This is a genomic window from Bradyrhizobium genomosp. III, from assembly GCF_000261705.1.
Classification (GTDB): Bacteria; Pseudomonadota; Alphaproteobacteria; order Rhizobiales; family Xanthobacteraceae; genus Bradyrhizobium; species Bradyrhizobium ottawaense.
In genome coordinates, this window is record NZ_AJQF01000043.1 from 1 (window position 1) to 26,596 (window position 26,596).

The 26,596-nt window shown below is 64.0% G+C and carries 31 protein-coding genes and 1 tRNA gene; 19 read left to right on the forward strand and 13 right to left on the reverse strand.

The genetic code is table 11. The annotated features are described in order from the left end of the window. Positions 1 to 622 precede the first annotated feature (622 nt). The 3 genes from IC66_RS47545 to IC66_RS0103775 all read left to right on the forward strand — a co-directional run bounded on the left by IC66_RS47545 (position 623) and on the right by IC66_RS0103775 (position 1,994). The gene (locus IC66_RS47545) at positions 623 to 760 is read left to right on the forward strand and encodes a hypothetical protein (RefSeq protein ID WP_162832227.1); all 138 of its coding nucleotides are present in this window, start codon (positions 623 to 625) and stop codon (positions 758 to 760) included. A 563-nt stretch (positions 761 to 1,323) separates the two neighbouring features. Further along, entirely contained in the window at positions 1,324 to 1,470 is a 147-nt protein-coding gene (locus IC66_RS47550; protein WP_193375300.1) for a hypothetical protein, read from the forward strand. Positions 1,471 to 1,796: 326 nt separating this feature from the next. Beyond that, a complete protein-coding gene (locus tag IC66_RS0103775) occupies positions 1,797 to 1,994 on the forward strand; it encodes a hypothetical protein (RefSeq protein ID WP_018323112.1) in 198 nt (65 codons plus the stop codon). A 7-nt stretch (positions 1,995 to 2,001) separates the two neighbouring features. On the opposite strand, the gene IC66_RS48935 is transcribed toward IC66_RS0103775, so the two are convergent. Further along, positions 2,002 to 2,127 carry a hypothetical protein gene (locus tag IC66_RS48935; protein WP_109866604.1) on the reverse strand — a complete coding sequence of 42 codons (126 nt, stop codon included), beginning with the start codon at positions 2,125 to 2,127 and terminating at the stop codon, positions 2,002 to 2,004. 102 nt (positions 2,128 to 2,229) lie between these two features. Then, on the reverse strand, positions 2,230 to 2,460 hold the full coding sequence (locus tag IC66_RS0103785; RefSeq protein WP_038946705.1) for a hypothetical protein: 231 nt from the start codon (positions 2,458 to 2,460) through the stop codon (positions 2,230 to 2,232). Positions 2,461 to 2,741: 281 nt separating this feature from the next. Between IC66_RS0103785 and IC66_RS0103790 the strand changes: the two genes are divergently transcribed. Next, positions 2,742 to 3,032 carry a hypothetical protein gene (locus tag IC66_RS0103790; protein ID WP_038946706.1) on the forward strand — a complete coding sequence of 97 codons (291 nt, stop codon included), beginning with the start codon at positions 2,742 to 2,744 and terminating at the stop codon, positions 3,030 to 3,032. Positions 3,033 to 3,101: 69 nt separating this feature from the next. Here IC66_RS0103790 and IC66_RS47555 read toward each other — a convergent pair whose 3' ends face one another. Continuing rightward, on the reverse strand, positions 3,102 to 3,266 hold the full coding sequence (locus IC66_RS47555) for a hypothetical protein (protein ID WP_162832225.1): 165 nt from the start codon (positions 3,264 to 3,266) through the stop codon (positions 3,102 to 3,104). 242 nt (positions 3,267 to 3,508) lie between these two features. Between IC66_RS47555 and IC66_RS0103800 the strand changes: the two genes are divergently transcribed. From IC66_RS0103800 to IC66_RS0103820, 5 genes are all read left to right on the forward strand, one after another. Beyond that, entirely contained in the window at positions 3,509 to 4,270 is a 762-nt protein-coding gene (locus tag IC66_RS0103800; RefSeq protein ID WP_028144753.1) for an SIR2 family NAD-dependent protein deacylase, read from the forward strand. A gap of 197 nt (positions 4,271 to 4,467) precedes the next feature. Beyond that, entirely contained in the window at positions 4,468 to 5,130 is a 663-nt protein-coding gene (locus tag IC66_RS0103805) for a cold-shock protein (RefSeq protein ID WP_026202878.1), read from the forward strand. Positions 5,131 to 5,299: 169 nt separating this feature from the next. Then, positions 5,300 to 5,785, forward strand: a complete 486-nt coding sequence (locus IC66_RS0103810; RefSeq protein WP_028144752.1) for a DUF192 domain-containing protein — start codon at positions 5,300 to 5,302, stop codon at positions 5,783 to 5,785. A gap of 121 nt (positions 5,786 to 5,906) precedes the next feature. Further along, positions 5,907 to 5,983, forward strand: a tRNA-Pro gene (locus IC66_RS0103815). 752 nt (positions 5,984 to 6,735) lie between these two features. Further along, positions 6,736 to 6,930: a hypothetical protein gene (locus IC66_RS0103820; RefSeq protein ID WP_028144751.1), complete on the forward strand. Its 195-nt coding sequence runs from the start codon at positions 6,736 to 6,738 to the stop codon at positions 6,928 to 6,930. 100 nt (positions 6,931 to 7,030) lie between these two features. Here the strand turns inward: IC66_RS0103820 and IC66_RS0103825 are convergent, their stop codons facing one another. Further along, positions 7,031 to 8,206 carry an OpgC domain-containing protein gene (locus tag IC66_RS0103825; RefSeq protein ID WP_038946707.1) on the reverse strand — a complete coding sequence of 392 codons (1,176 nt, stop codon included), beginning with the start codon at positions 8,204 to 8,206 and terminating at the stop codon, positions 7,031 to 7,033. A 253-nt stretch (positions 8,207 to 8,459) separates the two neighbouring features. Here IC66_RS0103825 and IC66_RS0103830 point away from each other — a divergent pair, with 253 nt between their 5' ends. From IC66_RS0103830 to IC66_RS0103840, 3 genes are all read left to right on the forward strand, one after another. Further along, entirely contained in the window at positions 8,460 to 8,765 is a 306-nt protein-coding gene (locus tag IC66_RS0103830) for an ETC complex I subunit (protein ID WP_028144749.1), read from the forward strand. Positions 8,766 to 9,043: 278 nt separating this feature from the next. Beyond that, on the forward strand, positions 9,044 to 9,535 hold the full coding sequence (locus IC66_RS0103835) for an Lrp/AsnC family transcriptional regulator (RefSeq protein ID WP_038946708.1): 492 nt from the start codon (positions 9,044 to 9,046) through the stop codon (positions 9,533 to 9,535). A 249-nt stretch (positions 9,536 to 9,784) separates the two neighbouring features. Continuing rightward, positions 9,785 to 10,081, forward strand: a complete 297-nt coding sequence (locus IC66_RS0103840; protein WP_038946709.1) for a DUF3551 domain-containing protein — start codon at positions 9,785 to 9,787, stop codon at positions 10,079 to 10,081. 143 nt (positions 10,082 to 10,224) lie between these two features. Here the strand turns inward: IC66_RS0103840 and IC66_RS0103845 are convergent, their stop codons facing one another. Beyond that, positions 10,225 to 11,253 carry an AraC family transcriptional regulator gene (locus IC66_RS0103845; protein ID WP_028144746.1) on the reverse strand — a complete coding sequence of 343 codons (1,029 nt, stop codon included), beginning with the start codon at positions 11,251 to 11,253 and terminating at the stop codon, positions 10,225 to 10,227. Between the two features lie 166 nt (positions 11,254 to 11,419). Here IC66_RS0103845 and IC66_RS0103850 point away from each other — a divergent pair, with 166 nt between their 5' ends. Genes IC66_RS0103850 through IC66_RS0103865 form a run of 4 tightly spaced genes read left to right on the forward strand, consistent with a single transcriptional unit; the run spans position 11,420 to position 17,106 of the window. Further along, entirely contained in the window at positions 11,420 to 12,547 is a 1,128-nt protein-coding gene (locus IC66_RS0103850; RefSeq protein WP_085967564.1) for an isovaleryl-CoA dehydrogenase, read from the forward strand. 24 nt (positions 12,548 to 12,571) lie between these two features. Next, the gene (locus IC66_RS0103855; protein WP_038946711.1) at positions 12,572 to 14,176 is read left to right on the forward strand and encodes a carboxyl transferase domain-containing protein; all 1,605 of its coding nucleotides are present in this window, start codon (positions 12,572 to 12,574) and stop codon (positions 14,174 to 14,176) included. Between the two features lie 4 nt (positions 14,177 to 14,180). Then, entirely contained in the window at positions 14,181 to 16,184 is a 2,004-nt protein-coding gene (locus tag IC66_RS0103860; protein ID WP_038946712.1) for an acetyl/propionyl/methylcrotonyl-CoA carboxylase subunit alpha, read from the forward strand. 1 nt (position 16,185) lies between these two features. Beyond that, entirely contained in the window at positions 16,186 to 17,106 is a 921-nt protein-coding gene (locus tag IC66_RS0103865; RefSeq protein ID WP_028144742.1) for a hydroxymethylglutaryl-CoA lyase, read from the forward strand. Positions 17,107 to 17,202: 96 nt separating this feature from the next. On the opposite strand, the gene IC66_RS0103870 is transcribed toward IC66_RS0103865, so the two are convergent. The 4 genes from IC66_RS0103870 to IC66_RS0103885 form a co-directional block, all read right to left on the reverse strand. After that, the gene (locus tag IC66_RS0103870) at positions 17,203 to 18,129 is read right to left on the reverse strand and encodes a dihydrodipicolinate synthase family protein (RefSeq protein ID WP_028144741.1); all 927 of its coding nucleotides are present in this window, start codon (positions 18,127 to 18,129) and stop codon (positions 17,203 to 17,205) included. Between the two features lie 74 nt (positions 18,130 to 18,203). Then, positions 18,204 to 19,187, reverse strand: a complete 984-nt coding sequence (locus IC66_RS0103875; protein ID WP_028144740.1) for a TRAP transporter substrate-binding protein — start codon at positions 19,185 to 19,187, stop codon at positions 18,204 to 18,206. Between the two features lie 24 nt (positions 19,188 to 19,211). Further along, entirely contained in the window at positions 19,212 to 20,477 is a 1,266-nt protein-coding gene (locus tag IC66_RS0103880) for a TRAP transporter large permease (protein ID WP_028144739.1), read from the reverse strand. Next, positions 20,477 to 21,100, reverse strand: a complete 624-nt coding sequence (locus IC66_RS0103885; protein WP_038946713.1) for a TRAP transporter small permease — start codon at positions 21,098 to 21,100, stop codon at positions 20,477 to 20,479. Before IC66_RS0103885 ends, IC66_RS0103880 begins: the two co-directional genes overlap by 1 nt. Before the next feature lie 216 nt (positions 21,101 to 21,316). Between IC66_RS0103885 and IC66_RS0103890 the strand changes: the two genes are divergently transcribed. Beyond that, complete coding sequence (locus IC66_RS0103890) at positions 21,317 to 22,009, forward strand: GntR family transcriptional regulator (protein WP_038946714.1); 693 nt, start codon at positions 21,317 to 21,319, stop codon at positions 22,007 to 22,009. Positions 22,010 to 22,126: 117 nt separating this feature from the next. Here the strand turns inward: IC66_RS0103890 and IC66_RS0103895 are convergent, their stop codons facing one another. The 3 genes from IC66_RS0103895 to IC66_RS0103905 are packed head-to-tail and all read right to left on the reverse strand — an operon-like array spanning position 22,127 to position 25,055. Continuing rightward, on the reverse strand, positions 22,127 to 23,485 hold the full coding sequence (locus tag IC66_RS0103895; RefSeq protein WP_018323135.1) for a TRAP transporter large permease: 1,359 nt from the start codon (positions 23,483 to 23,485) through the stop codon (positions 22,127 to 22,129). Then, positions 23,482 to 24,036: a TRAP transporter small permease gene (locus tag IC66_RS0103900; protein WP_038946715.1), complete on the reverse strand. Its 555-nt coding sequence runs from the start codon at positions 24,034 to 24,036 to the stop codon at positions 23,482 to 23,484. Before IC66_RS0103900 ends, IC66_RS0103895 begins: the two co-directional genes overlap by 4 nt. Continuing rightward, entirely contained in the window at positions 24,033 to 25,055 is a 1,023-nt protein-coding gene (locus IC66_RS0103905) for a TRAP transporter substrate-binding protein (protein WP_028144735.1), read from the reverse strand. Before IC66_RS0103905 ends, IC66_RS0103900 begins: the two co-directional genes overlap by 4 nt. 332 nt (positions 25,056 to 25,387) lie before the next feature. Between IC66_RS0103905 and IC66_RS0103910 the strand changes: the two genes are divergently transcribed. After that, positions 25,388 to 25,633 (forward strand): pentapeptide MXKDX repeat protein, encoded by a 246-nt coding sequence (locus IC66_RS0103910; RefSeq protein WP_018323138.1) that lies wholly within the window; start codon positions 25,388 to 25,390, stop codon positions 25,631 to 25,633. Positions 25,634 to 25,741: 108 nt separating this feature from the next. Here the strand turns inward: IC66_RS0103910 and IC66_RS0103915 are convergent, their stop codons facing one another. Continuing rightward, positions 25,742 to 26,089: a DUF6481 family protein gene (locus IC66_RS0103915; RefSeq protein ID WP_028144734.1), complete on the reverse strand. Its 348-nt coding sequence runs from the start codon at positions 26,087 to 26,089 to the stop codon at positions 25,742 to 25,744. Positions 26,090 to 26,355: 266 nt separating this feature from the next. Between IC66_RS0103915 and IC66_RS0103920 the strand changes: the two genes are divergently transcribed. Continuing rightward, positions 26,356 to 26,592, forward strand: coding sequence for a hypothetical protein (locus tag IC66_RS0103920; protein WP_028144733.1), 237 nt, complete (start codon positions 26,356 to 26,358; stop codon positions 26,590 to 26,592). The last annotated feature ends 4 nt before the right edge of the window (positions 26,593 to 26,596 follow it).

Here is a 26,596-nt window from a genome sequence, read left to right on the forward strand (position 1 = left end):
CAAGGTGATGCTCGGCGACGGCGATGCCGAACGTCACCACGACGATCAGGACGAACCACAGAGCGCGCCGGTCGGTTCGTCCCGGCGCGCTCTGCGGTTTCCCGCAAGCCGGACAGACCGAAAGGCCGATCGGGATCTCGGTCTCACAGAACTCGCAGATCATGGGCGCCTCGATCGTGAAGGGCGCGGGGCATCGGCTCTGGGGCCGGACGCGGAAACGCGGGATGCCGCCTCATTCGGCCGGTCAATGCGAATGTTGGAAGATTCGTTCCCGTTACGACCCGCTGCACCTGGGCAGGCAGCCGTTGCCCTCAAAGAAAAACCCCGCGCTTTCGCACGGGGCTCTTCTGGCTGACGGCATTGGATTTCAGCGCCTGGCCGCCAGCCGTATTTCTAACTTAAAGTTGAAAACCCAAAAAGCAACAGCGCCGCGATGACGGAATATGTTCGTTCACCGCAGCGCTGCCATATGACTGGGCGCTGAAATCCCCAGCTTCCATGGGTCCAGGCGGCGTTGAAAAGGTTCAACGCGACATGCCGGAAATCGCGCGCGAGGGACTGGACTTTTTGTTCTCATTTTGTTCTAGTGAGCCGCCTTAAGGACCGCTTGGGAGGTGGACTCATGACCGTCGAAAAACAGCGCGAAGTGATCAGGCTCTGGAACGAGCTCAGGAAGCTCGAGGGCCCGGCCGCGGAAGAGCTCCGCATCCAGATCCTGGAATGCTTCTCGGAAAAGGAAAAAGTGAAGCGGGCGGCTTGATCTGTTCTGGCGGACGCCGACGACACCAGGGGACCCGGCAAGCGCCGTCTGGTCTGACGGCTCGCGCTTGATCGGCGGCTTGCGCAGGGGCGACGAGGCGACCAACTTGAAGTTCGTCTCGGCGGGTGTGGTTGCCGGCGCGAGCATTCGCCGCTGATGCTTCAGGAAACGAATATGTGCCGTCAGCGTTAGGCTGCATGACATGCCCGCGATGCGCCAAGCCGATGATGGCAACGTCCGCCAACAGCTTTCGATGCGAACCTTGCCGCGAGATCGTCATCGTGTTTGCGGTCGTCTCGAAATTCCTGCCGCCGAAGATTGTGCCGACGGCGAGTCACGCCGCTGAAGAGGTTGCGTCGCGCGCTTTCATCGATCGTTAGGAATCGCTTCGCACTGATTTTTCCGACTCCGATTCGTTCCTTGAGAACGAAATGGAGTCGGATGCAGAACATGTTGCGCCTGCCGCGCGCGATGCGGCCACACACATCAAGACGAGACAACGTGATGCTTCGCACAGTCCCGCCCGCGCCTCCTCCGTAAGGAGTGAGGCGAGGGAGAGCGACATGAATGCGTGCTGGTTTCTCGCCGAGATCGCGAAAGTGTTCTGGTACGATCGACACCCACGCTTGCGCAACGGCAAGCCGTCGGTGCCGCAAGTGCCGCCGCCGGGATCGAAATTTCCCGAGGCCTCGTCTCCCGATGCGACGTGAGCCGATCGTCGTGCCTGCGCGCACGTTTTGTTAAGAGTTGCTCCGCGCCGATTTCTTCAATTCCGATTCGTTCTTCGAGAACGAAATGGTGTCGAAGCTGGAACAAAGCCGGTCGCCAGGCTGCGGTCGCTTCGGCTTCCTGCGATATGGCAAGCGGCTCGCTGGAAATCGCAGGCGCTCCGCAAACTCCTAACGATCATTTGCGCGGAAGCCGATAACCCTATTCGGTTAGGTTAAAAGCCCAATCGCGTTGCGCTTGTCGCTCGTTGCGGTAGGTGTCTGGCAAGGACAAGCAAGAAACGACCTTTGCCAAGAAGCATTTTATCATGACACCTTTTTCAGAGCCGTCCTTTTACCAAGGCGACCGACAGACCTACCGGCGCGTCGCCATCGTCGGCGCGCTGTTCTGTCTCGCTTTCGTGGTGATCAGCTTCTCGCTGCGGCCGCAGCTCGAGGACACGCGCGTCGCGGTCAAGGCCGACCGGCTGGTGCGCACGGCGGGCCAGGCGGCGCACGCCAATTAAAGCGGCGCTAGCGATCGTCGCTGTACATGCGATCGTCTGCCGGCAACTGCGGGCTCGCGGTGCCGCGCGAGGCGAGCGCCACGAAACCGGCATAGCCGGACAAATTGAGCAAAACTTCGAGCCACGCGGGCATGTCGGGCCTCTTCCGCTCTCTGCGTGAAGGGGGATTCAACGTCCGCGCGCATTTCTGGTTCCGTGCTCTTGCCAAGAAATGCGGAAGAAATTCGAAGGAAACTCAAAGCGGAGAAGAGGGGTCGAGCCGGCGGCCGAGGGTCGCGACGGATTCGCTCGACGGCTGCTCTTTCAGGAACTCGGCGATCGCCCGCGCCAGCTCGCCGTCGCTCATCGGCGTCGGCGGGGGGTGCAGCGTCCCGACACCGAAGCTGCGTACGATCTCATCGTAGTGCTGATCGTCGGATCTGGGAACCAGCCTGCGGATTCGGGCCAGCAAAGTGGATAACGGCAAACTCTCCTCCTCGGTCGTTCGCCCCGCTGGCAGCAATCGTGGTCTGCTGCCATCTGCTCCCGTGAAACTGAAAACCCCGCCAGCATCGCGGAGATGCTGACGGGGCTTCGTGCTGTCGCCTCGACCCGGATGGCGGAGGCTCCCGCACTTGAGGAGGCAATCCCCGGCCGGCGATTTCGTTCCGGCTGGATCGACCTTTTTTGCTGTGGCCGGTTCCGCGCCCTGCGCGCAACCATCGCAGGCGCTCGTCGTTATCTCCGCGAGACGCGAAGGAGGAGAGCATGAAAAAAACACTGGCAGTTCTGGCCACCGTCGCAGCCGTTGGCGTGACCGCGGTTGCGGCCCCTGCGCCTGCCGAGGCGCGCGGGCGCGGCATTGGCCCGGGCCTCGCATTCGGCCTCGCCGCCGGCGCGATCACCGCGGGTGCGGTCGCAGCGTCCCATCCGTACGGCTATTACGGCCCGCGCTACGGCTATTACGACGGCCCCGACTATTATTACGGGCCGGGCTCCTACGCCTATTACGGCGGCGGACCGTACTACCGGCACCATCACCACTGGCGCCACTGGTAGTCTCGTTCAAGCGAAAAGCCCGGAGCGATGCTCCGGGCTTTTTTCACGGTGCATTGATCGGGACGTGAATTACGGCCAGAGCGAGGGCCGTTCGACCTTGCGGGCGTTCTCCAGGGTCGACACGAAATACTCTTCGCGCTCGCGCTTGAATTTTTCCTGCGTGGCACGGAAGGCGGCGACACGGGCGGCGATTTCGTCGCGCTCACGAGCTTTGCGTTCTTCGTCTTCGGTCATGACCATCCCCTCGGGTTTACTTAACTCAACTCAAGCGCTGCCGCCGCATCATCTTGAGTCGCATTGACCCATCCATTGGGGCTCCTGAATGGGGCGTCAATGGGGAGGAGGCATTGCAGGATTGTGATATGCGAAGGTCGGAAAAAATTGCCGAGCATCTCGCGTTAGCGCTTGATAAGAGCGTCAACAATCTTGCCGCTTGTGCATGATGCTTGTCAGGCGAAACGAATCGGAGGCCGCGATTGATTGCATCGGATCTTCAGAGCGGCGTTGAACGGCTCGGCGACATGATCGCCGAGGCAAGGGTCATCGTGCCGTTCACCGGCGCCGGCATCTCGACCGAATGCGGCATTCCCGACTTCCGCTCGCCGGGCGGAATTTGGACGCGCAACCGTCCGATCCCGTTCGACGAATTCGTCGCGAGCCAGTCAGCGCGGGACGAGTCCTGGCGCCGCCGTTTTGCGATGGAGGAGGTCTTCGCGGCGGCAAAACCCGGCCGCGGCCATCGGGCGCTGGCCTCGCTCTACCGCGCCGGCAAGGTTCCCGCCATCATCACCCAGAACATCGACAATCTGCACCAGGCCTCCGGCTTCGCCGGCGAGCACGTGATTGAACTTCACGGCAATACCACTTATGCGCGCTGTATCGGATGCGGGCAGGCCTATCCGCTCGACTGGGTGAAGCGTCGCTTCGACGGCGACGGCCTCGCGCCAAACTGCACCGCGTGCGGTGAGCCGGTGAAAACCGCCACGATCTCCTTCGGCCAGATGATGCCCGATGATGAAATGCAGCGCGCGACCGCATTGTCGCAGGCCTGCGACCTCTTCATCGCGATCGGTTCCTCGCTCGTGGTGTGGCCCGCGGCGGGCTTTCCGATGATGGCGAAGAACGCCGGTGCACGTCTGGTGATCATCAACCGCGAGCCGACCGAGCAGGACGACATTGCCGATCTCGTCATCCACCACGACATCGGCGAAGCACTCGGGCCCTTTGTCGGCAATTGATGCATCAATTTGATTCGCGGCTGTGCAAGCTGTTCATAGGTTCCGGCGAATCTCTTTTTTATCTATGCCTCGCAACCGGGAGTGTTATCTTTTGAGTCGAAAGATTCGCGTCGCGTCCAGTTGAGAAGGTTCTCGAAAGACGCATGATTCGATACCGCTGCTGAGGCGGGTCGCATGACAGTGTGGGGTCCGGGGTTATGGGGTCGTCGGACGGATTTGAGTCCAAGAAGCTCGGGGTTCCCGGGCAGGGGGCATCGCCCGGGCGGATCACGCCGGGCGAGCACGGCAGTGCCGGTCGCGAGAGCGGGCTCAGTCCGTTCAGCGGGCTCGGCGAGACCAGCGCCAATCTCGTTGAAGTCCACGGCGTCATCAAATGGTTCGACGCCTCCAAGGGCTATGGCTTCATCGTTCCCGACAATGGTTGGCCGGACGTGCTCCTACACGTTACCGTGCTTAGGCGCGACGGCTTCCAGACCGCCTATGAAGGCGCCCGCATCGTCGTCGAGTGCATCCAGCGCGCCAAGGGTTACCAGGCGTTCCGCGTGGTTTCGATGGACGAGTCGACCGCGATCCATCCGGCGCAGATGCTGCCGCCGCGCACCCATGTCACGGTCACCGCGACCAGCGGGCTGGAACGGGCCCAGGTCAAATGGTTCAACCGGCTGCGCGGCTTCGGCTTCCTGACCTGCGGCGAGGGCACGCCCGACATCTTCGTGCACATGGAGACGCTGCGCCGCTTCGGCATGACCGAGCTCAGGCCCGGCCAGTATGTCCTGGTCCGCTTCGGGCCCGGCTCCAAGGGCATGATGGCGGCCGAGATCCACCCCGAGACCGGATCGCCGGGATTGCAGTCGCACTAAGCGCGAGGAGACTCGCGCTCTGGCGTCCAAGTCCCTGCAAGCTTTCAAATCCCCCAAGCTTCATTTCCCGCAATCGTGAGCAGGGCCGCGTCGGCAGACCGGTGCGCCTCTGGCTTTTCCGGCGACCGCCGCGTAAGGACTGGTCCAGTCCCACGCCTCGAGTGCCCCCATGAATCCTGATCGAAAGGCTGTCTGGTCCGCCCTGAAGGGCTGGCTTGCCGCCATCCTCGTCATCGCCGGCTGTGCTGTTGCCGGCGCGCCCGCCGGCGCCGCCAGCTTCCAGCCGCTCGAGATCGTCACCAAGAACGGCGTGCAGGTGTTCTCGGTGGAAGTGGCGACGACCGAGGAGGAGAAGCAGACCGGCCTGATGTACCGCAAGGAGCTGGCGGACGGCAAAGGCATGCTGTTCGACTTCAACCCCGAGCAGGAGGTGTCGATGTGGATGAAGAACACCTATGTCTCGCTCGACATGATCTTCATCCGCGCCGACGGCCGCATCCTGCGCATCGCCGAGAATACCGAGCCGATGTCGACCAAGATCATCTCGTCCCGGGGGCCCGCCCGGGCCGTGCTGGAGGTGGTGGCGGGAACGGCGCAGAAATACGGCATCCGCCCCGGCGACCGCGTCGGCCATCCGCTGTTCGGCAGCAAATAGGCGGGCGGGCGAGCGCCTGCCGGACCCTGGAAGCTTGCCGGCGCTTTGGAAGCCTTGCTGGCGCCTTGGAAGCCTTGCTGGCGCCTTGGGAAGCGTGTATCGACGGGGCTCGCCGGACATTCGGGGTATAGCGCAGCCTGGTAGCGCGGCAGTTTTGGGTACTGCAGGTCGTTGGTTCGAATCCAGCTGCCCCGACCAGTCCCGAGGGTGAATCTCCCGGACTTTTTCCCTCCGACCTCCGACGTGATCTGACAGGCGGCGTTTCCGCGACTTCGGCGCGATGTTTCAAGCGGTTGCGGCGCGCTGACCGGGACAGAATTGCCGACGCAGCATCGAACCTTTCGCTGTCGCCACAGACATATGTGTATTGGGGATTTCAGCGCCCAATGTCTAAACGGACGCCGCCAAGCGATGATATTCCGCTTGCGCGGCGTTGCGCTTTTCGGCTGCCGCCTTTTCGGATCCGGCCAATCAGCTCGAGGCGTACCAGCCGAGCGGAAAAGGCAGCAGCGGCCATATCCCGTGGTTGTCGTTGGCGGCTTTCGTCGGTTCTTGCGCCGGCGTCCTTGCGATTGGCGCAGGAGGTGTCGATCGCAGCGCCAGGCGCAGACGTTCACACTGCAAATTCATTGTGGTCGCCCTGACGAGATTCTCGAAATTTCAATTCACAAAATTGGACGTCAGCTCAATCAAATCGCCACGCGCCCAAGATGGCGCGGTCATTCTCAAATCGTGCGCGTATTGTAGATAAGTCGGCGCCGGCTTTCAACCGATCTCGGCCCCAGGCCGGGAGAAGTAAGGTTGACCGGTTAGGTTAAGGATGAGCGGTTGTTGCGGCCGCTTCGGCGATCGTTATCAGATCGATTCCGGCTCGCGATGGGCTGCCTGCAATTCGTGCTCACACAAGGTCACGGTTCGTCGCAGCGCGCGTATCCTGTGAGTTCTGCGTCATGTCTTTCGATCGCAACTTCAAAACCGTCGGTCCGCAATCGAGCTGGAGCGAGATCTGGCACCTCTGGACCGTGATCGTGCCCCGCCGCTCGATCAACGGGCAGCTCGTGGTCGGCAAGGTCTGGCGCCGCCATGACGGCCGCGACTGGATCTACAAGAAATTCACCGAGTTCGACGGCGAAGAAGCCGCATGAGGCGCGACGAACCATCGTCGCGCCTTGGGCCATTGCTGAGGCCATCGATCTTGGCCCATGGCGGTTGAAGGCCGCGCTTCAACCGCCAGGCGTTGCCGGATCAGGCCGCCTTCGCCGCGGCTGCCGCCGGCTTGGGCGGCGGTGGCTTCAGCGGCTTGTCCTGCTTCTTCGACCACGAGATGTAATAGGCCACCGTCGTCATGATCGCGATGCCGGCGACGCTGACGAAGATCTGTGCGAGCAGCGAGCCCGAGCTCATCGACAGCTCGAAATGGCCGACGAACGACAGGAACACGCCGACGCAGAACACGGCGAGCGACTGCTGGCCGCAGACGATCAGGGGATCGAACACCTTCCATTCCAGTCCCGGCCATTCCTTCGGCACGAAGCGGATCACCAGGATCACGATCACGACGAAGTGGAGGAAGCGGTAGGGCGCAAGGTTGGTCTTGTCGTTGGGATTGAAGGCCGAGAACAGCCATTCCGGGAACATGCCGCCGAACGCGGGGAAGCGGCCGGCCATGGTCATGACCAGCGCGAACAAGAGATAGGCGAGACAGAGATAGAGTGTGATCGGCGCGTTGATCAGCGTCATCGAGCGCCGCGCGCCGCCCATCGCGCACCAGGCGCCGAACACGAACAGCACCTGCCAGCAATACGGGTTGAAGTACCACTGGCCGGCCGGATAGGCATTCAGATTCCAGCCGAAGTGACGCGCCGCCAGCCACAGCACGATCGCCAGCACCATCGTCAAATCGGGCTTGCGCAGCATGAACCACAGCACCGGCGGGAACAGGCCCATCAGCACGATGTAGAGCGGCAGCACGTCGAGATTGAGCGGCTTGAAGCGCAGGAACAGGCCCTGGCGTAGCGTCTCGGTGGCGTTGTCGACGAGGCCGGCGACGTTGAACTCGTTGATCATCTCGCTATCGCCGAAGCGCAGCGCCAGATAGCTGATCGAGGCGATATAGATCACGAACAGGATGATGTGGGCGACGTAGAGCTGCCAGACCCGCTTGGTCAGCCGGGTGGCGCCGACCAGGAAACCGCGCTCCAGCATCATCCGCGCATAGACGAACGAGGCGGTATAACCGGAGATGAACACGAACAGGTCGGCGGCGTCGGAAAAGCCGTAATTGCGCGTCGTGACCCAGTTCACGACGTTGTCGGGGATGTGGTCGAGGAAGATCGCCCAGTTCGCGACCCCGCGAAACAGGTCGAGCCTGAGGTCACGGCCTTTTTCAGGGAGCGTGGCGTTGATGTTCAGGAAGGCCATGCGACGGAAGCTCTCGGAGGGGCGGTTACGCTGATGTCGGCGAAGCAGTGCCGCCGGGCGGGACCCCAGCGCGAACGGCGGGTACGCAATTGTCACGGTGCAGCATAATGACTATACCGTCGGAGAAGGTTGCCCGGGGCCGGAATCACCGATCAGTTCCCAATCGGTGTCTGTATACTATCCCTGAGGTTTCCACCAACTGCTACCGTGACGCATCGAAATCGAACGAAAAGACGAAGAGGCCGGACCGCCAATGACCGCACGCATTTTCAAGCCCGCCAAGAACGCGATGCAATCCGGCCGGTCCAAGACGAAGGAATGGCAGCTCGACTACGAGCCGGAGCAGCCCCGCTCGGTCGAGCCGCTGATGGGCTGGACCTCGTCGGGCGACATGAAGCAGCAGATCACGCTGCGCTTCCACAGCAAGGAAGAGGCTATCGCCTATTGTGAGCGCAAGGGCATCGCGTACCAGGTGATCGAGCCGCAGGATTCGATCCGCCGCCCGGCCGCCTATGCCGATAATTTCTCCTTCCGCCGCGGCGAGCCCTGGACGCATTGAGGGGCGGCTGCTGCGACGTTAATCGACGTGATGTACTCGTCATGCCCGGGCCCGTCCCGCCTGCGCGGCCGAAGCCGCTTCGGCGAGGCGAAGGCCCGGGCATCGACGTTTTGAGCGCGTGAACGAACATGGGTGGCCGGGACAGGCCCGCCATGACGGTGGGGGGAAGGCATTCCTCCCGAACGCGATGGCGTCGCGCCCCGGGTTCGGACCCTTGGCACCAATTCCGCCGCGTGCTTCGCTGCCCCGCATGACACGACCATGACGAGGGTACGGCTATGGCCGGGCGTGACCAGCTCGACGGCGTCGATCTAAAAATACTGTCCGAGCTGCAGCAGGACGGGCGTATCCGCAACAACGAGCTGGCGCTGCGCGTCGGCGTATCCGCGCCGAACTGCCTGCGGCGGCTAAAATCGCTGTTCAGCCGTGGCGTGATCCGGGCGGTGCGCGCGGTCATCGACGAGCGGCGGCTCGGCTATGAGGTGGTCTCGTTCGTCTCGATCCAGCTCGGCAGCCAGGCCCAGCCGGTGCTGGAGGCGTTCGAGAGCTCGATCGCCGCGATCCCGCGCATCCAGCAGTGCTGGCGGATCTCGGGCGACACCGACTATCTCCTGAGATGCGTGGCGCCGAGCGTCGAGAGCATGCGCCAGCAGCTGCTGCATTTCGCGGCGATGCCTGACGTGAAGAACGTTCGGAGCTTCCCCGTGCTGGGTGTCGCGAAGGACGTGCCACTGCCGTTGCAGAACGTCGCGGCGGCGTCTGCGGGCTAGCGGCAGGCCACGCCCGAGCGCAGCCTGCACTGCATTTGCATCAATTGCGAAAGAGTTGGAGGCGATCGCCCTGGTGCACTATAATGCTGATCAAATCACCTAATTCAGAAATGTGATTATCACATCCCAGCAATGCGCTGAGCCGTGATTGATGGTTCCCGTGGTTGGCCTACATGCGAGGTGTGAGCCTCAGCGCGCGTTGCGAGTCGAGGGCTCGCATGTGGGACTTCTTAAGCAGGAAAAGACATCATGACCTCGGTTTCGAAGACGTTCGCAGTTTCCGCCGCGACGCTGTTTGCGTCCGCGTTTCTGGTGCTGACGGCACCGACTGCGAAAGCGGAAGATTATTGCATCACGAACGGCGCCCAGGCCGCTCACGGCTGCGGCTATCCGACGATGGAAGCCTGCCGCGCCGCTGCCGGCGGTATCGGTGGAACGTGCGCGCAGAGCGGCGGGAAGAGCGCGACCGACTCTCTCGCCTATCAGCCGAAGCATTCGCAGTCGCGCAGCAAGCTTCGGAGCGGCGCGCAGACCAACTCGAATTGATCAGAGGTAGGACTGGTGGTTTCGACCTTTACGGCCTTCGGGAGTGATCCCGGGGGCCGTAAACGTCTGAGGAGTACGGCGCCTCAGGGTGCTCGCCCTCTCGGCACGCACGGAAGACCGCGACGTGCTTTCCGGATGATGTCTTAGCGATACCGCCCGCGAAACTCGCGGGGACTGGCGCCGCTCCAGTTGCGGAAGGCGCGCGAAAAACTCTTCTCGTTGCGGAAGCCGGCGATCTCCGCGATGCGTTTGATCGGCGTGCGGCCTCGCATCAGCTCCTGTTTTGCCAGTTCGAATTTTGCCTCTTCCTTGAGGTCGCGCAACGAGGTGGCCTCCTCGCGCAGGCGCCGATGCATGGTGCGAGTGGAGAGCGCAAGCTCGCTTGCGACATCCTCGGCACCGAGACTGCGTCCGCGCGCATTGCGGAGCACGCGGCGGACACGCTCGACCAGCAGCCGGTCGCGCCGATAGGGCAGCACGGTCAACCGCAGCGCGCCCTTGAGCATGTTGTCGAGATCGGCCGGACTGCGCGTCAGCGGCAGCGATAGATAATGCTTGTCGAAGACGATCCGAGCGCAGTCCGCGTCGAAGCGGACGCTTTTGCAGAAGATGGTCGGGTAGACCGAAACGTGTCCCGGCTCAGGATAAGGGAATTCCGCCGCGCGTAGCGCAATCGCGGAATCGACCGCCCAGCAGGAGAAGCCGAGGGCGTAGCGGAGCAGAGTGACGAGGCAGAATTCGCGCAAGGGCCCGAGGTCGCGCAGTTCCCGGATCGAGACGACCGCGGTCTCCTCACTGAGCTCGAGATCGAGCAGCACGTCCTCGGTGAGCAGACGATGATGCCGGCACCAGCGCTTGAGCGCGACCTCCAGCGTCGGCGCCGTGATCGAGGCGCGGCACAGCATGCCGTAGGTACCGAAGGGCAGGCGGCGCGAGAACCAGCCGAGCGCCTCGTCGTCGAGCTCCCGCATGGCATGGCCCGCCAACGCCTCGAACTGGGCGGCGGTGATCCGCCCACCCGGAGAATTGACAAGGTCTGGCGCTACCTGTCCCCGCTGCAGCGCTTCGGCCGGATCCCGTCCGTATCGCGCATAGGCGGCAACCACGCCCCGCACGAAGGCGGTGGGGGTTACGGCGCGGCGCGAGGTCGCGGTGGCGGCTTGAAAAGGCATTGCGAACCTTTGGGAATTCCTCTCGAAAATCCTCGCCAAGTTTGGCGGAAAATGCAACCTTTTCGACCGCAAGAGGGCTTCGATCCGGCTAGGTTCGAAGGTCAAATACGGAGGAATCGCCTTGAACATCCCGAGCATCGACTTCGAACTGGGCGAAGACGTCGGCATGCTGCGCGACACGCTTCGCGCCTTCGTGGAGGCGGAGATCACCCCGCGCGCGGCCGACATCGAGAAGGCCAATCTGTTCCCCGCAGACCTTTGGAAGCGCTTCGGCGACCTTGGCCTGCTCGGCATGACCGCGCCGGAGCAATATGGCGGCTCGAACATGGGCTATCTCGCCCACATCGTCGCCATGGAGGAGATTTCGCGCGGCTCCGCTGCCGTGGGGCTGTCCTACGGCGCCCATTCCAACCTCTGCGTCAACCAGATCCGGCGCAACGGCAATGACGCGCAGCGCCAGCGCTATTTGCCGAAGCTGATCTCCGGCGACTATGTCGGCGCGCTCGCCATGTCCGAGCCGGGCGCCGGCTCCGACGTCGTCTCGATGAAGTTGCGCGCCGACAAGCGCGGCGACCGCTACGTCCTCAACGGCTCGAAGATGTGGATCACCAATGGCGGCGACGCTGACGTGCTCGTCGTCTACGCCAAGACCGATCCGGCGGCCGGCCCGCGTGGCATGACCGCTTTCCTGATCGAGAAGGGCTTCAAGGGTTTTACCCACGGCCAGCATCTCGACAAGCTCGGCATGCGCGGCTCCAACACCTATCCCTTATTCTTCGACGAGTGCGAGGTGCCGGAGGAGAACGTGCTCGGCAAGGTGGGCGAGGGCGTCAAGGTGCTGATGTCCGGCCTCGACTATGAGCGCACGGTGCTCTCGGGCGGTCCGCTCGGGATCATGGCGGCCTGCATGGATGCGGTCGTGCCCTACATGCACGAGCGCAAGCAGTTCGGCCAGCCGATCGGCGATTTCCAGCTGATGCAGGGCAAGCTCGCCGACATGTATGCGACGTGGCAGGCCACTCGCGCCTATGTCTATGCGGTGGGACGCGCTTGCGACCGCGCCGACCACGCCCGCAGCTTGCGCAAGGATGCGGCGGCGGCGATCCTCTATTCCGCGGAGAAGGCAACGTGGATGGCCGGCGAGGCAATCCAGGCGCTTGGCGGCGTCGGCTACACCAGCGAATTCCCCGTGGGGCGTCTCTGGCGCGACGCCAAGCTCTACGAGATCGGCGCGGGGACGTCCGAAGTTCGCCGCATGCTGATCGGCCGCGAACTGATGTCCGAGACGGCTTAAAACCTTCACCTCATTGGAATCAACATGCCGCTCCATTCCAGCATCGATCCATCTTCATCAGACTTTTCGCGCAATGCAGAAGCCATGCGCACGCTTGTCGCCGACTTGCGCGAAAAGCTCGCCCAAGTCGCTGGCGGCGGCGGCGAGGCCTCGCGCAACCGCCACACCTCGCGCGGCAAGATGCTGGCACGCGAGCGCGTCGACCTGCTGGTCGATCCCGGCACCTCGTTTCTGGAGCTGTCGCCGCTCGCGGCCTATGGCCTCTATGGCGGCGACGTGCATTCGGCGAGCGTCGTGACGGGGGTGGGTCGTATTTCGGGGCGCGAATGCATGATCGTCGCCAACGACGCCACCATCAAGGGCGGCACTTACTACCCCATGACGGTGAAGAAGCATCTGCGCGCGCAGGACGTGGCGCGGCAGAACAATCTGCCCTGCGTCTACATGGTCGATTCCGGCGGCGCCTTCCTGCCGCTGCAGGACGAGATCTTCCCGGACGAGCGGCATTTCGGCCGCATCTTCTATAACCAGGCGCAGATGTCGTCCCAGGGCATTCCGCAGATCGCCATCGTGATGGGCTCCTGCACCGCCGGCGGTGCCTATGTCCCCGCGATGTCGGACGAGAGCATCATCGTGCGCAATCAAGGCACCATCTTCCTCGGCGGCCCGCCGCTGGTGAAGGCCGCGACCGGCGAGGTCGTCAGCGCCGAGGAGCTCGGCGGCGCCGACGTGCATTCGCGCCAGTCGGGCGTCACGGACCACTATGCCCAGAACGATGCCCATGCGATCGGCATCGCGCGGCGCATCGTCGGCACGCTGAAGCCGTCGGTGCGGCCGAACCTCAACATGCACAAGCCGCGCGATCCGCTGTTCGCGGCCGAGGAGATCTACGGCGTGGTGCCGGTCGACGGCAGAAAGCCGTTCGACGTGCGCGACATCATCGCCCGCGTCGTGGATGGCTCCGAGTTCGACGAGTTCAAGAAGCTCTACGGCACGACGCTGGTCTGCGGCTTCGCCCATATCTGGGGCTATCCGGTCGGCATCATCGCCAACAACGGCATTCTCTTCAGTGAGAGTTCACTGAAGGGCGCCCATTTCATCGAGCTGTGCTGCCAGCGCGGCATTCCCCTGGTGTTCCTGCAGAACATCACCGGCTTCATGGTCGGCAAGAAATACGAGGCCGGCGGCATCGCGCGCGACGGCGCCAAGCTCGTGACCGCGGTTGCGACTGCCTCGGTGCCAAAGTTCACCGTCGTGATCGGCGGCTCCTATGGCGCCGGCAATTACGGCATGTGCGGCCGCGCCTACTCGCCGCGCTTCCTCTGGATGTGGCCGAACGCGCGCATCTCGGTGATGGGCGGCGAGCAGGCCTCGATGGTGCTGAGCCAGGTCCGGCGCGACAATATCGAGGCCAAGGGCGATAGCTGGTCGAAGGAAGAGGAAGACAAATTCCGCGAGCCCATCCGCGCACAATACGAGAGCCAGGGACACCCGTACTACGCGACCGCGCGGCTGTGGGACGACGGCGTGATCGACCCCGCCGACACGCGCCTCGTGCTCGGCCTTGGCCTCTCGGCGGCGTCGAATGCGCCGATCGAGCCGACGAAATTCGGCCTGTTCAGGATGTGATGCGATGGACCACTCAAAGCTCTACCGTCGTTTTCGCACGCTCCTGATCGCCAACCGCGGCGAGATCGCCTGCCGCGTCATCCGCACCGCGCGTGCCATGGGGCTGCGCACGGTCGCGGTCTATTCCGAGGCCGACCGCGACGCGATGCATGTCGCGCTCGCCGACGAGGCCGTGCTGCTCGGGCCGGCGCGGGCCCGCGACAGCTATCTCAATGTCGAGCGGCTGATCGAGGTCGCGCGCAAGACCGGCGCCGAGGCCGTGCATCCCGGCTACGGCTTCCTGTCGGAGAATGCCGAATTCGCACGGGCCTGCTTCGATGCAGGGCTGGTGTTCGTCGGTCCGACCGCCGGGATGATGACGGCGATGGGCTCGAAGTCCGGCTCGAAAGAGCTGATGGAGAAGGCCGGCGTGCCGCTGGTGCCCGGCTATCACGGCGAAGCCCAGGACGAGGCGACGCTTTCGAAGGCGGCCGACAAGATCGGCTTCCCGATTTTGGTGAAGGCCTCCGCCGGCGGCGGCGGCCGCGGCATGCGCATCGTGCGCTCGGCCGACGAGCTTGCGCCTGCGATCGTCAGCGCCAAGCGCGAGGCCAAGGCCGCGTTCGGCGACGATCGCATGCTGATCGAAAAGTATGTCGATAATCCCCGGCATATCGAAGTGCAGATCATTGGCGACAGCCATGGCAATCTGCTGTCGCTGTTCGAGCGCGAATGCACGCTGCAGCGCCGGCACCAGAAGGTGATCGAGGAGGCGCCGTCGCCGACGCTCAATCCCGCCCAGCGCGAGGCGGTCTGTGCCGCCGCGCGAAAAGCGGCCGGAGCGGTGAACTATGTCGGTGCCGGCACCATCGAGTTCGTCTCCGACGGCAAGGACGTGTTCTTCATCGAGATGAACACACGCCTGCAGGTCGAGCATCCCGTGACCGAGCTGATCACCGGGATCGACCTCGTGGAATGGCAGCTGCGCGTCGCCTTCGGCGAGGCGCTGCCGCTGAAGCAGGACGAGATCAAGCTCAACGGCCACGCCGTCGAGGCGCGCGTCTACGCGGAGAATCCGACCAAGAACTTCATGCCGTCGGTCGGGCGGATCTCGACCTGGCGGCTGCCCGCAGAGACCGGTGGCCTACGCATCGACGCCGGCTACCGCGAGGGCGATAGCGTCTCGCCTTACTATGACGCCATGCTCGCAAAAATGATCGCATGGGCGCCGACGCGGGATGTCGCGATCGAACGGCTGAACCGCGGGTTGGAAGAGTCCGATGTCCGCGGCATCGTCAGCAACATCCCGTTCCTGTCGGCGCTGATGACGCATCCGAAGGTGCGGACGAATGCGATCGATACCGGCTTCATCGAGCGTGAGCTGGCGGTGCTGACACAGGCCGCGCCGGCGCCGGGTGAGCTCGAACTGTGCGCCGCAGTGGCCGCTATCATCAGCGACGAGCAGCGGGCCGCCCAAGCGGAGGCGAATTCGCCCTGGCAAACCTTTGGCTGGCAGCCGGTCGGCCGCCGGCAGCGCAGCTTTGCCTTTCGCGTCGGTCACGGCCCCGAGCAGAAGATCGTGCTGAACTACGGCAGCGGCCCGTCCACGCTTGTCATCGGCGAACGCGAATTGGCGTTCGCGATCACGCCACGCGACGGCGGCTTCGACCTGACGCTTGATGGCGTCAAATCCTCGGTCGCCGCAGTCATCGCCGGCCATGAGCTTTACTTGCGCACGCGCAACGGCCGCTTCGACCTGCATTGGGTCGATCCGTTCGGCGGTGAGACCGAAGAGCAGACCGGCCAGGACAAGATCGCAGCGCCGCTGCCGGGCACCGTCGTCGCCGTGCTGGCCGAGGAGGGGGCCAAGCTCGAGAAGGGGGCGCCGATCCTGACGCTGGAAGTGATGAAGATGGAGCAGACGCTGCGCGCGCCCTATGCCGGCGTCTTGAAGTCCATCAAGTGCAAGGTCGGCGACATCGTGCAGGAGGGCGTCGAACTCGCGGTGGTCGATCCTGCGGGAGAGTGACATGAGCGACCCCGTCCGCATCATCGAAATGGGGCCGCGCGACGGCCTCCAGAACGAGAAGACGCCCGTCAGCGTCGAAGCCCGTATCGCCTTCGTCGAGGCGCTGGTCGCGGCCGGCCTCGATACGGTCGAGGTCGGGGCGTTCGTCTCACCCAAGGCGATCCCGCAAATGGCAAGCTCGGATGCCGTGCTGCGCGGCGTGAGCGGCATCAAGGGCGCCGAATTCCACGTGCTGGTGCCCAACGAGAAGGGCTATGACGCCGCGCGCGCCGCGGGCGCGAAAGTGGTTTCGGTGTTCGCGGCGGCGTCCGAGGGCTTTTCGCGCGCCAACATCAATTGCACCGTTGCGGAGTCCATTGAGCGGTTCAGGCCGGTGCTGGCTCGTGCCAAGGCTGACGGCGTCAGGGTGCGCGGCTATATCTCCTGCGTGCTGGGCTGTCCGTTCGACGGTGAGATCAAGCCGAAGGCCGTCGCCGATCTTGCGAGCACGTTGTCGGAGCTCGGCTGCTACGAGATCTCGCTCGGCGACACCATCGGCGTCGGCACGCCTGATAAGGCCAAGGAGATGCTGCGCGCGGTTGCCGCCAACATTCCCGCCGCCAAGCTTGCAATGCATTTCCACGACACCTACGGCCAGGCGCTCTCCAATCTCTATGCCGGCCTGGAGGAGGGCGTCCGCGTCATCGACGCCGCGGCCGGCGGCCTCGGCGGCTGCCCCTACGCGCCGGGAGCGACCGGCAACGTCGCGACCGAGGACGTCGTCTACATGCTCGAGGGCATGGGTGTCAGGACCGGCGTCGACATGGAGAAGCTGCTGGCGGCCACGAACGAGATGAGCGGCGTGCTGGGCAAGCCGCCCGTGAGCCGGGTCGCGTCCGCACTGAATGCGAAGAAGAAGCGGGCCGCGACTTCAGCTCCGTAGGGTGGGCAAAGGCGCGAAGCGCCGTGCCCACCATCTTTCGATTGTTGAGACAGGTGGTGGGCACGCTTCGCTTTGCCCACCCTACGAGACCTCCCGTCAGGCCGCCTTCAGCCCCACATCCGGCAGACGCGGCCGGCTCTTCAGCGCCTTGGCCATCATCGCCTCGACCTCGGCCTTCTCCTGCGGCAGCAGCGCGAGGCGCGGCGGGCGGGTCAGCGCGGTACCACGGCCCATGATGTGCTCGCACAGCTTGATGCACTGGACGAGATCGGGGCGCGCATCGAGGTGCAAGAGCGGCATGAACCATTCGTAGATCGGCATCGCCTCGGCGAGGCGGCCGGCCTTGGCGAGGCGAAACAGCGTCTCGCCCTCGCGCGGGAAGGCGTTCGACATGCCGGAGACCCAGCCCACGGCGCCCATGGCGATACTCTCGACGATGACGTCGTCGAGGCCTGCGAACAGCACGAAGCGGTCGCCGACCATGTTGCGGGTATCGATGAAGCGCCGCGTGTCTCCGGACGAATCCTTGAAGCAGACTACGGTCTCGACGTCGGCGAGCGTGGCGAGAATGTCCGGGGTGACGTCGTTCTTGTAGATCGGCGGATTGTTGTAGAGCATCACGGGCAGGTCGGTCGCGGAGGCAACGGCGCGGAAATGCGCGGCAGTCTCGTGCGGCTTGGACGAATAGACCAGCGCCGGCATCACCATCACGCCGTCGATGCCGACGCGCGCGGCTTCCTTCGCCGTCTCGACCGCAAACGCCGTGGTGAATTCGGCGATGCCGCACAATACGGGCACGCGGCCGGCGGCGACCGACTTGGCCGTCTCCATGATCGCGACCTTCTCCTTGCGCTCCAGCGAGGTGTTCTCGCCGACCGAGCCGCAGACGATCAGTCCGGAGACGCCGTCGCGGATCAGACCGTCCATCACCTTCGCGGTTGCATCGATGTCGAGCGAGAGATCGTCGTGGAATTGCGTGGTGACGGCCGGGAAGACGCCTTCCCAGGAAACGCGGCGGCTCATTGATTTGACTCCAAGTAAGATTGACGGCGGGGGGCTGGATCCGCCGGGCGTGGTGAAGAGGCTGACGGGTGGGATCAGAGCGTCGCGCCGACCTTGCGCAGCTCGGCGAGAACCGGTGCCTTGGGCAGCCAGATCTTGTCGAACTCGGCAATGACGGCTTCGGTGTCGCCGGCGGGGACCTGGCGGATCGGGATCGGCGCGTTCTTGAAATTCTCGATCAGCGCGGGCTCGTTGCCGGCGAGTTCGTCGATCTGCGCATCCAGCGTCGCCTTGACCGTCTTGGCGATCAGCTCGCGGTCGGCAGCGGGGAGCGACTGCCAGACCCGTCCGGAGACGACGGCCGCCATCGGCATGAAGACGGCATTCATCTGCAGGATCACCTTGGAGACCTTGTCGAAACGCTGGTTCCAGGAGAATTCGAGATCGGCCTCGAGGCCGTCGACCTGGCCGTTGGCCATGGCGTCGAACACCTGTGGCGTGGGGATCGGCGTCGGCGCAGCGCCGAGGGACGAGTAGAAGTCGCGATAGACCGGCGTCGGGTTGATGCGCAGCTTCATGCCCTTGATGTCGGCGAGCGTCGTCAAATCCTTCGACGAGAACACCGCGCGCATGCCGGTGATGCCCCAGCCAAGCCCGATCGTTCCGGTTTCCTGCGGCAGCACGTCGAACAGTTTGACGGCCGCCGGATGCCGCACGAATTTCGCCACCGCCGGCGTCGAGCGCACGATGTAGGGCGCGTTGATCGCGGCGATGTGCGGCACGCGCGAGCCGAGCTCGGCGGCCTGGATGAAGCCCATGTCGAGCGCTCCGGACTGCAATTGCTGCATCATCGCGGGCTCGTTGCCGAGCTGGCCGGAATGGAACACGGTCAAGGTCAGGCGGCCGTTGGTTGCGGCCTTGAGATCGTCGCCGAATTTGAGCGCGGCCTTATTCCAGGAATGGCCGTTCGGCGTGATCAGGCCGAGGCGGAATTCCTTGGTCTGGGCGAGCGCCAACGACGGTGCGAACACCGATGTGGCGGCACTGGCGGCGAGAAAGCGGCGGCGTGTAAGCGGCATGGTCGGGCTTCCTTTTGAACGGGCCTATTTGATGAGGATCAGCGAGAGCGACGGATAGAGCGAGAGCAGCACGAGGAGGACGCAGGAGATGACGAAGAAGGGCAGCGTCACCATGAACATCTTGCCGGGCTTGGCGCCGGTGACGGCGGCCGCGACGAAGAAGCAGAGCCCGACCGGCGGCGACAGCAGGCCGAGCACGAGATTGATGACCACCACGACGCCGAAATGCCGGGGATCGATGTGATAGACCTCGGTTGCAACAGGCAGCAGGATCGGCACCGTCATGATCAGGCCGGGAATGCCGTCGATGACCGTGCCGATCACCAGCAAGATGACGTTGCAGATCAGCATGAAGCTGACCGGGTCTTTGGCAGCCGTCTGGATCCAGGCAGCCGTCTCCTGCGGCACCTTGCCGAAGATCAGGACCCAGGAGAACACGGCGGCGGCCGCGACCAGGAACAGCACGATCGCCGAATAGATCGCGCTGCGCAGCATCATCTGCGGCAGCTGCGAGAACTCGAACTCCCTGGTCCAGTATTTTCCGACGAGTGCGGCAGCCACCGCGCCGACGGCGGCGGATTCCGTCGCATTGGCAAGGCCGCTCAGAATCGTGCCGACGATGACGACCGGGATCAGCAGCGTCGGCGACGTCCGCAGGATCGTCATGACGCGCTGGCGCGGTGTCTGATAGTCCGCACGCGGATAGTTGTAGACGTAGCCCATCAGCGCGATGACGAGGCAGAACATCACGGTGAGGATGACGCCCGGCACGATGCCGGCGATCAGCATGTCGCTGACCGAGACCTGCGCGAGCACGCTGTAGACCACGAACATCACCGAGGGCGGTATGATCGGTCCGAGCATGCCGCCATAGGCGGTCAGTCCCGCCGCAAACGTCTTGTCGTAACCCTTCTTCTCCATCTCCGGCACCATGATCTGGGCCATGATCGCGACCTGCGCGGTCGCCGATCCCAGGATCGAGGAGATGAACATGTTGGCGAGGATGTTGACGTAGGCGAGCCCGCCTTTGAGCGAGCCGACGAAGGCCATCGCCATGTCGACGATGCGCCGTGTGATGCCGCCGCCGTTCATGATCTCGCCGATCAGGATGAAGAGCGGGATGGCGATCAGGCCGTAGCTGTCGACGCCGCCGAACAGCTGCAGCGGATAGGACTGGAACAGCACGGGATTGCCGGATGCCGCGATGTAGACGAGCCCGGCGAGGCACAGGCAGAGGCCGATCGGCACGCCGACCAGCATGAAAACCATAAAGGCCGCTGACGTGATCATCAGTTGACCCCGTCGAGCTCGGAGAGCTGGAAGCCCTTTGGCGGCACGCGCGGCACCAGCCCGAGATCTTCCAGCAAATTGGCGAGGCCGTGAACGGTCATCGACACCGCGAAGATCGGCAGCGTCAGGTAGAGCACCCAGGTCGGCCAGTTCAGCGTCTGCGTGTGCTCGGTGTAGAGGAAGTTGAAGGTTTCGGCCGCGAGCTTGCGCCCGTCGAAGCCGGCGCGGGCGAGGCCAACCGGATCCATCCAGAGCATGCAGGTGACGATCAGGGCGGCACCGAACACGACGACGAGGCCGGTCGAGATCACCTTCGCGATCTTCTGGTGCTGCGGCGAAAGACGTTCCGTCAGCATGGTCACCGCGAAGTCGAGCCGCAGGCGCGTCATCGCGGAGGCGCCGATGAAGGTCAGCCAGACCACGCAATAAACAGCGGATTCGTCGATCCAGTAGATCGGAAAGCGCGCGTAGCGGGTGACGACGTTCACCAGGATCAGGCCGGTCAGCACGTACATCAGGCCCATCAGCGCAAGGCGCTCCACGGCGAGCAGGGCGCTGGAGGCGCGAATGACCATCCGTCGAACGCTGAACGCGCGGTTGGCCGGGATCGTCTGCTCGATCATGAAAGAGGCCCCACACCCCGAAAATTGTCGTGCTATCGACAAATGTATAATTTATACAATTTGGGTGTCAAACGGAGATTGGGGTCATTTCGGCGGCAGGCCGCGCTTTTGCTGGGCACGCCGCTTTGCGGGGCACCCGGCTTTTGCTGGAGCGCCCGACATGCAAGAGAGAGACCGCTTCGGCCGGACGAGTCGGGAAGGACAACAGAAGGTCAGATGAAACAGCCTCTGAAGCATCGCACCCTGTCGGCCGCGATCGTCGACCAGCTCAGGCAGGCGATCCTCGACGGTACCTATCCGGCCGGATCGCAGTTGCGGCAGGATGCCCTTGGCGAGGCCTATGGCGTCAGCCGCATCCCGGTGCGCGAGGCGCTGTTTCAGCTCGAGGCCGAAGGCCTGGTGCGGATTGTTCCGCAGAAAGGCGCCATCGTCTCCGAGCTGTCACTGGACGAGATCAACGACGTCTTCGATCTGCGGCGCATTCTGGAGCCGCGCCTCCTGGCGCAGTCGGCGCCGCATTTCACTGCTGACGATTTCGACGGGCTCGACGACATCCACAAGAGTTTCGAGAAGGCGATCAAGGCGCGCAATGTCAGCGAATGGGGCCAGCTCAACGCCGACTTCCACCTGGCGCTCTATGTTCACGCCCCGCAGCCGCGCACGCGCGCGATCGTGCTGTCGCTGCTCCAGACCAGCGACCGCTACACGCGGCTGCAGCTCTCCAACACCAAAGCGATGGGGACGGCCGAAAAGGAGCACGCCCATATGATCGCGCTCTGCCGCGCGCAGAAGGTCGAGGAGGCCTGCCGCTTCCTGGAGCGGCACATCGAAGCCGTGCGCAAAGATCTGTTGCAGGTGGTGGCCGGTAGCGTGGTCGCGCCGAAGGTGCGGCGGAAGACCGAGCCGTAATCGCTGCACGCGTAGGGTGGGCAAAGGCGCATCGCGCCGTGCCCACCATCTCTCCGTGATCATCGACAGGTGGTGGGCACGCTGCGCTTTGCCCACCCTACGGCACCTGTGACGTCGTTACCTGCTCCCGTCCGGCCCCATCACCAGATCCGGCAGCCCGGTCGAAATCGCCGGGAAGAAGCACAGCAGCAGCACTGCGAGCATCATCAGCAGCACGAAGGGTAGCGTACCCCAGATCACCTCGCGCAAGGGGATGTCCGGCGCGACGTTGCGGATGACGAAGATGTTGAGGCCGACGGGCGGATGGATCAGCCCCATCTCCATCACGATGGTCATGACCACGCCGAACCAGATGATGTCGAAGTTCGCGGCACGGAGCGGCGGCAGGATGATCGGTGCCGTCATCAGGATGATCGAGACCGGCGGCAGGAAGAAGCCGAGCACGACGACCATGACGAGGATCGCAAACAGCAACTCCCAGCGCGGCAGGTGCATCGCGACGATGGATTCGGCGACCGATTGCGAGATGTGCAGATAGCTCATCACGTAGGAATAGAGCAGCGACATGCCGATGATCATCATCAGCATGGTCGATTCCCGGATCGTCGACTTCATGATGGGCGCAAGGTCGCTCGGCCGCCACACGCTGTAGATCGCCGCGATCAGCGCCAGTGCCAGCAGGCCACCGAGGCCGGCGGTCTCTGACGGCGTGGCGTAGCCGCCATAGAGCGCGATCATCACGCCGGTGAGCAGCAGCACGAACGGGATCACGCGCGGCAGCACGCTGAAGCGTTCGGCGAGCGTGTATTCGTCGCGGGCGAGGATCGCTGCTTCCGGGCCGCCGTTCTTGTAGATCGCTTCTGCGGCGGCATATTCCTGGCGGAAGCGGATCACGGCGTAGGCGCCGAACAGCGAGACCAGCAGCAGGCCGGGGCCGATGCCGGCGAGGAAGAGCCGTCCGAGCGATTTTTCGGCTGCGACCGCGAACAGGATCATGGTGATCGAGGGCGGCAGCAGGATGCCGAGCGTGCCCCCGGCAGCGATGATCCCTGCGGCAAAGCCGCCGGAATAGCCGCGCTTGCGCATCTCGGGAATGCCGGCCGAGCCGATCGCCGAGCAGGTCGCAGGCGAGGAGCCCGCCATCGCCGCGAACAGCGCGCATGCGAACACGTTGGCAACGCCGAGCCCGCCGGGAACGCGATGCAGCCAGGCATGCAGGGCCGAATAGAGATCCTGGCCGGCGCGCGACTTGCCGATCGCGGCGCCCTTCAGGATGAAGAGCGGGATCGACAACAGCGTGATCGAGGCCATTTCCTCGTAGACGTTTTGCGTCACCGTATCGAGGGACGCCGCCGGCATGTAGATGCCCATGAACACGACCGCGACCGCGCCGAGCGCGAACGCAATGGGCATGCCCGAGAACATCACGAGCAGCGTCGCAACACCGTAGGCAACGCCGATACCGAACACGCTCATGGACGCTTGGCTCCGGTAAACGGCAGCGCAAGCTGCACGAGGATCTGGATGCAGAGCAGGCTCATGCCGAACGCCATCAGCGAATAGGGAATGGCGAGCGGCGGCGACCACATCGAGTTCGAGACCTGGCCGTCGACATAGGCCTCGTGGGCCAGTGTCCAGGACTTCCAGGTGAAGAAGGCGCAGAACAGAAACGTGGCGGCATCGACCAGCCAGAGCCTGATCCGGTTCGCGAGCGGCGAGAGCAGGCCGACAAAGGCCTCGATGCCGATATGGCCGCGGTTCTGCTGCACATAGGCGGCCGTCATGAAGGTCGCGCCGACCAGCAGGAACACGGCGGCCTCGTCCTGCCAGTAATTGGCGGCCTTGAACAAGGCGCGGCTGAGCACGCTGTAGCTCAGGATGGCGCAGGCCGCGACCAGCGCGATCGCGGCGAACACCACGATGATGCTGTTGAGGATGGCGAGACCACGATCGATCGCTGCCGCAAGGCCTGTCCTTGCGGCCGCGCTGGTTTGATCGTCACGATCCGGAAGCGGACCGTGGCTCATGCGGCGACGTCGGTGGCGAGCTTGAGCAGGTTCGCCGAGGTCGCGGTCTTGGCGCTGTAGTCCTTCCAGGCGGTGTCGCGGGCGATGTCACGCCACTTGCCGACGGTCGCGGCGTCGAGCACCGAGACCTTGGCGCCGGCCTTCTCGTAGACCTTGGCGACCTCGACGTCGTCGTCCTGCGCGCCCTTGCGGCCGAAGGCCTCGAGCTCGGTGCCGACCGCGAGCAGGATGTCCTGCTGGTTCTTCGGCAGCTTGTCGAAGATCGCCTTCGACATCATCAGCGGCTCGAGCATGAACCAGTAGGAGGCGCCTGCGCCCGAGGTCAGGGACTTGGCGACCTCTTCCAGACGGAACGAGATCAGGCTGGTCGAGGAGGTGATGCCGGCATCGCAGGCGCCGGTCTGCATCGCCGCGTAGATTTCGTTCGAGGGCACGGACAGCACCGAGGCGCCGGCGGTCTGGAGCACCATGTCCATCTCGCGCGAGCCGCCGCGCACCTTCAGGCCCTTGGCGTCTTCCGGCGCGACGATCGGCTTGGAGCGGCTGGCGACTCCGCCGGCCTGCCAGACCCAGGAGAGCAGGATGATGCCCTTGTCGGCGAGGAAGTCGGTCAGCGCCTTGCCGACCGGCTCCTTCTTCCAGCGCAGGCCCTGGTCGTAGGTAGTCACGAGGCCGGGCATCAGGCCGATATTGGTCTCCGGCAGCTCACCGCCAGCGTACGGCATCGGGTAGAGGCTGATGTCGAGCGCGCCCTTGCGCATCGCGGAGAACTGCGCGTTGGTCTTGATCAGCGAAGAGTTCGGATAGATCTCGGCGGCGATGTCGCCGTTGCTGCGCTTACTGACTTCGGCAGCGAACATGCGGCAGAGCCGGTCCCGGAAATCACCTTTGTCGATGGTGCCGCCCGGGAACTGGTGCGAGATTTTCAGCGTGGTCGCGGCCTGCGCGGTGCCGGTGCCGAAGCGGAGAATGGCGGGTGCGGCGACCGCGGTCGCGAGCAGATGGCGGCGCGTGAGCATGGTGTGATCCCTCTGAACGTTTCTTCGAACGGTTCTTGTTGGCGTGATTTGGGCGGGTCATGTGACCGGCACGTAGGCCCATCCTAGCCGGTCTTTCACCCGATATTCTCTCATCTGATAGTTCGAGACCGAATGCCACGGCAAGGGGGTGGCCGTGCTGCGCTGCACACATCCTCTTACCGCCGCAGGCTCTGGACTCCCCCGAAGGTCGGATCGCAGCGGGCTCGTCAAAAATTTATCGGCGGCGGGGTAACAATGCGGGACTCGCATCCGTCGAGATTGAATAGCGGCGTCCGTCGCTGACAAACACCATCTCGAAGGGAAGATGATCCATGACCATTCGCACCCGTATCGTGCTCGGCGTCTCCGCTGCCGCTCTCTCGCTCGGACTCGCGCTCGCGCCGGCCGCCTTTGCTCAGGACAAGATGGGCAAGGATGACGGCATGATGAAAAAGGACACGATGTCCAAGGACGGCATGATGAAGAAGGACACCATGTCCAAGGACGACGGCATGAAGAAGGATCACATGTCGAAGGACGGGATGAAGAAGGACGACGGGATGATGAAGAAGAACTGATCTTCGACTGTGGTCCGCAGCAGACGGACGTGCGTCGAAAATCCAGGGGCGGTCACGTGGACCGCCCCGGATAGTCAGTTCAAATTCAGTTGAACGCGACCGTGAATGCTACTTGCGCTTGGCCTTGCGGGCGGCGTAGCGGGCGTCGCGCTTGGCCTTCTGCTCGGCCTCGACTTCAGCCTGCTTGGCGACCGCCTCCTCCGCCTCGCGGGCGATCCGGGCTGCCTCCGCGGCTGCGGCTTCTTCGGCGATACGCTTCTGCTCGGCCTTTTCGGCCTCGCGCGCTGCCTTTGTCTCGGCGCGCTTGGCCGCGAGGGCCTCGCGCTCGGCGCGTCGTGCCGCGACCGCCGGATCGTCATGACCCGGTTGCGACTTGAATTTGTTCAAAAGATTTTTGCGTGCTTCCTGCGCCGCCTTTTGTCGGTCGGAGAAGCCTGGTTCCCTGAATCCACTCATCGAACGAACCTTGTCTTCCTCACTTTCAGCCCTACATCACTGCGTGTTGGTACGTCGGCTGGGCATAGCGGGCGCCACGCGACGCAGAAGCGTGTACATCGGCGCGCGTCGCGAAGCCACCCATAATCGCAGCCGATCAGGTAGACGAAAAATCGTCGCCCCGACGATCTCGTAGCCCGGAAAAACTGCCGAATTGTGATGTCCCTCATAAGGGAGCACGAGGGGCGACGCCTAGCGTCCGCCCCGATACGAGACGGAGCACGGGCATGACGATCTTCCGCTTCCGCCAGAAGGCGCTGGCAATCGCCTTGGCTCTGATAGCCGTGGCCGGCGCCGCGCTGCTGCTCGCTCGTCCCCAGCCCATCGAGAGCGCCGTCCTGGGGGCCGACTGGGAATGCACGCAGACCGCGTTCGTGCTCACGACCTGTGCACCGCGGCTCCAGCAGGCGATCCCGGCGGTCGAAACCTCGCGCAAGGATGCGATCCGGGCGACCCGAGGCTGAACCT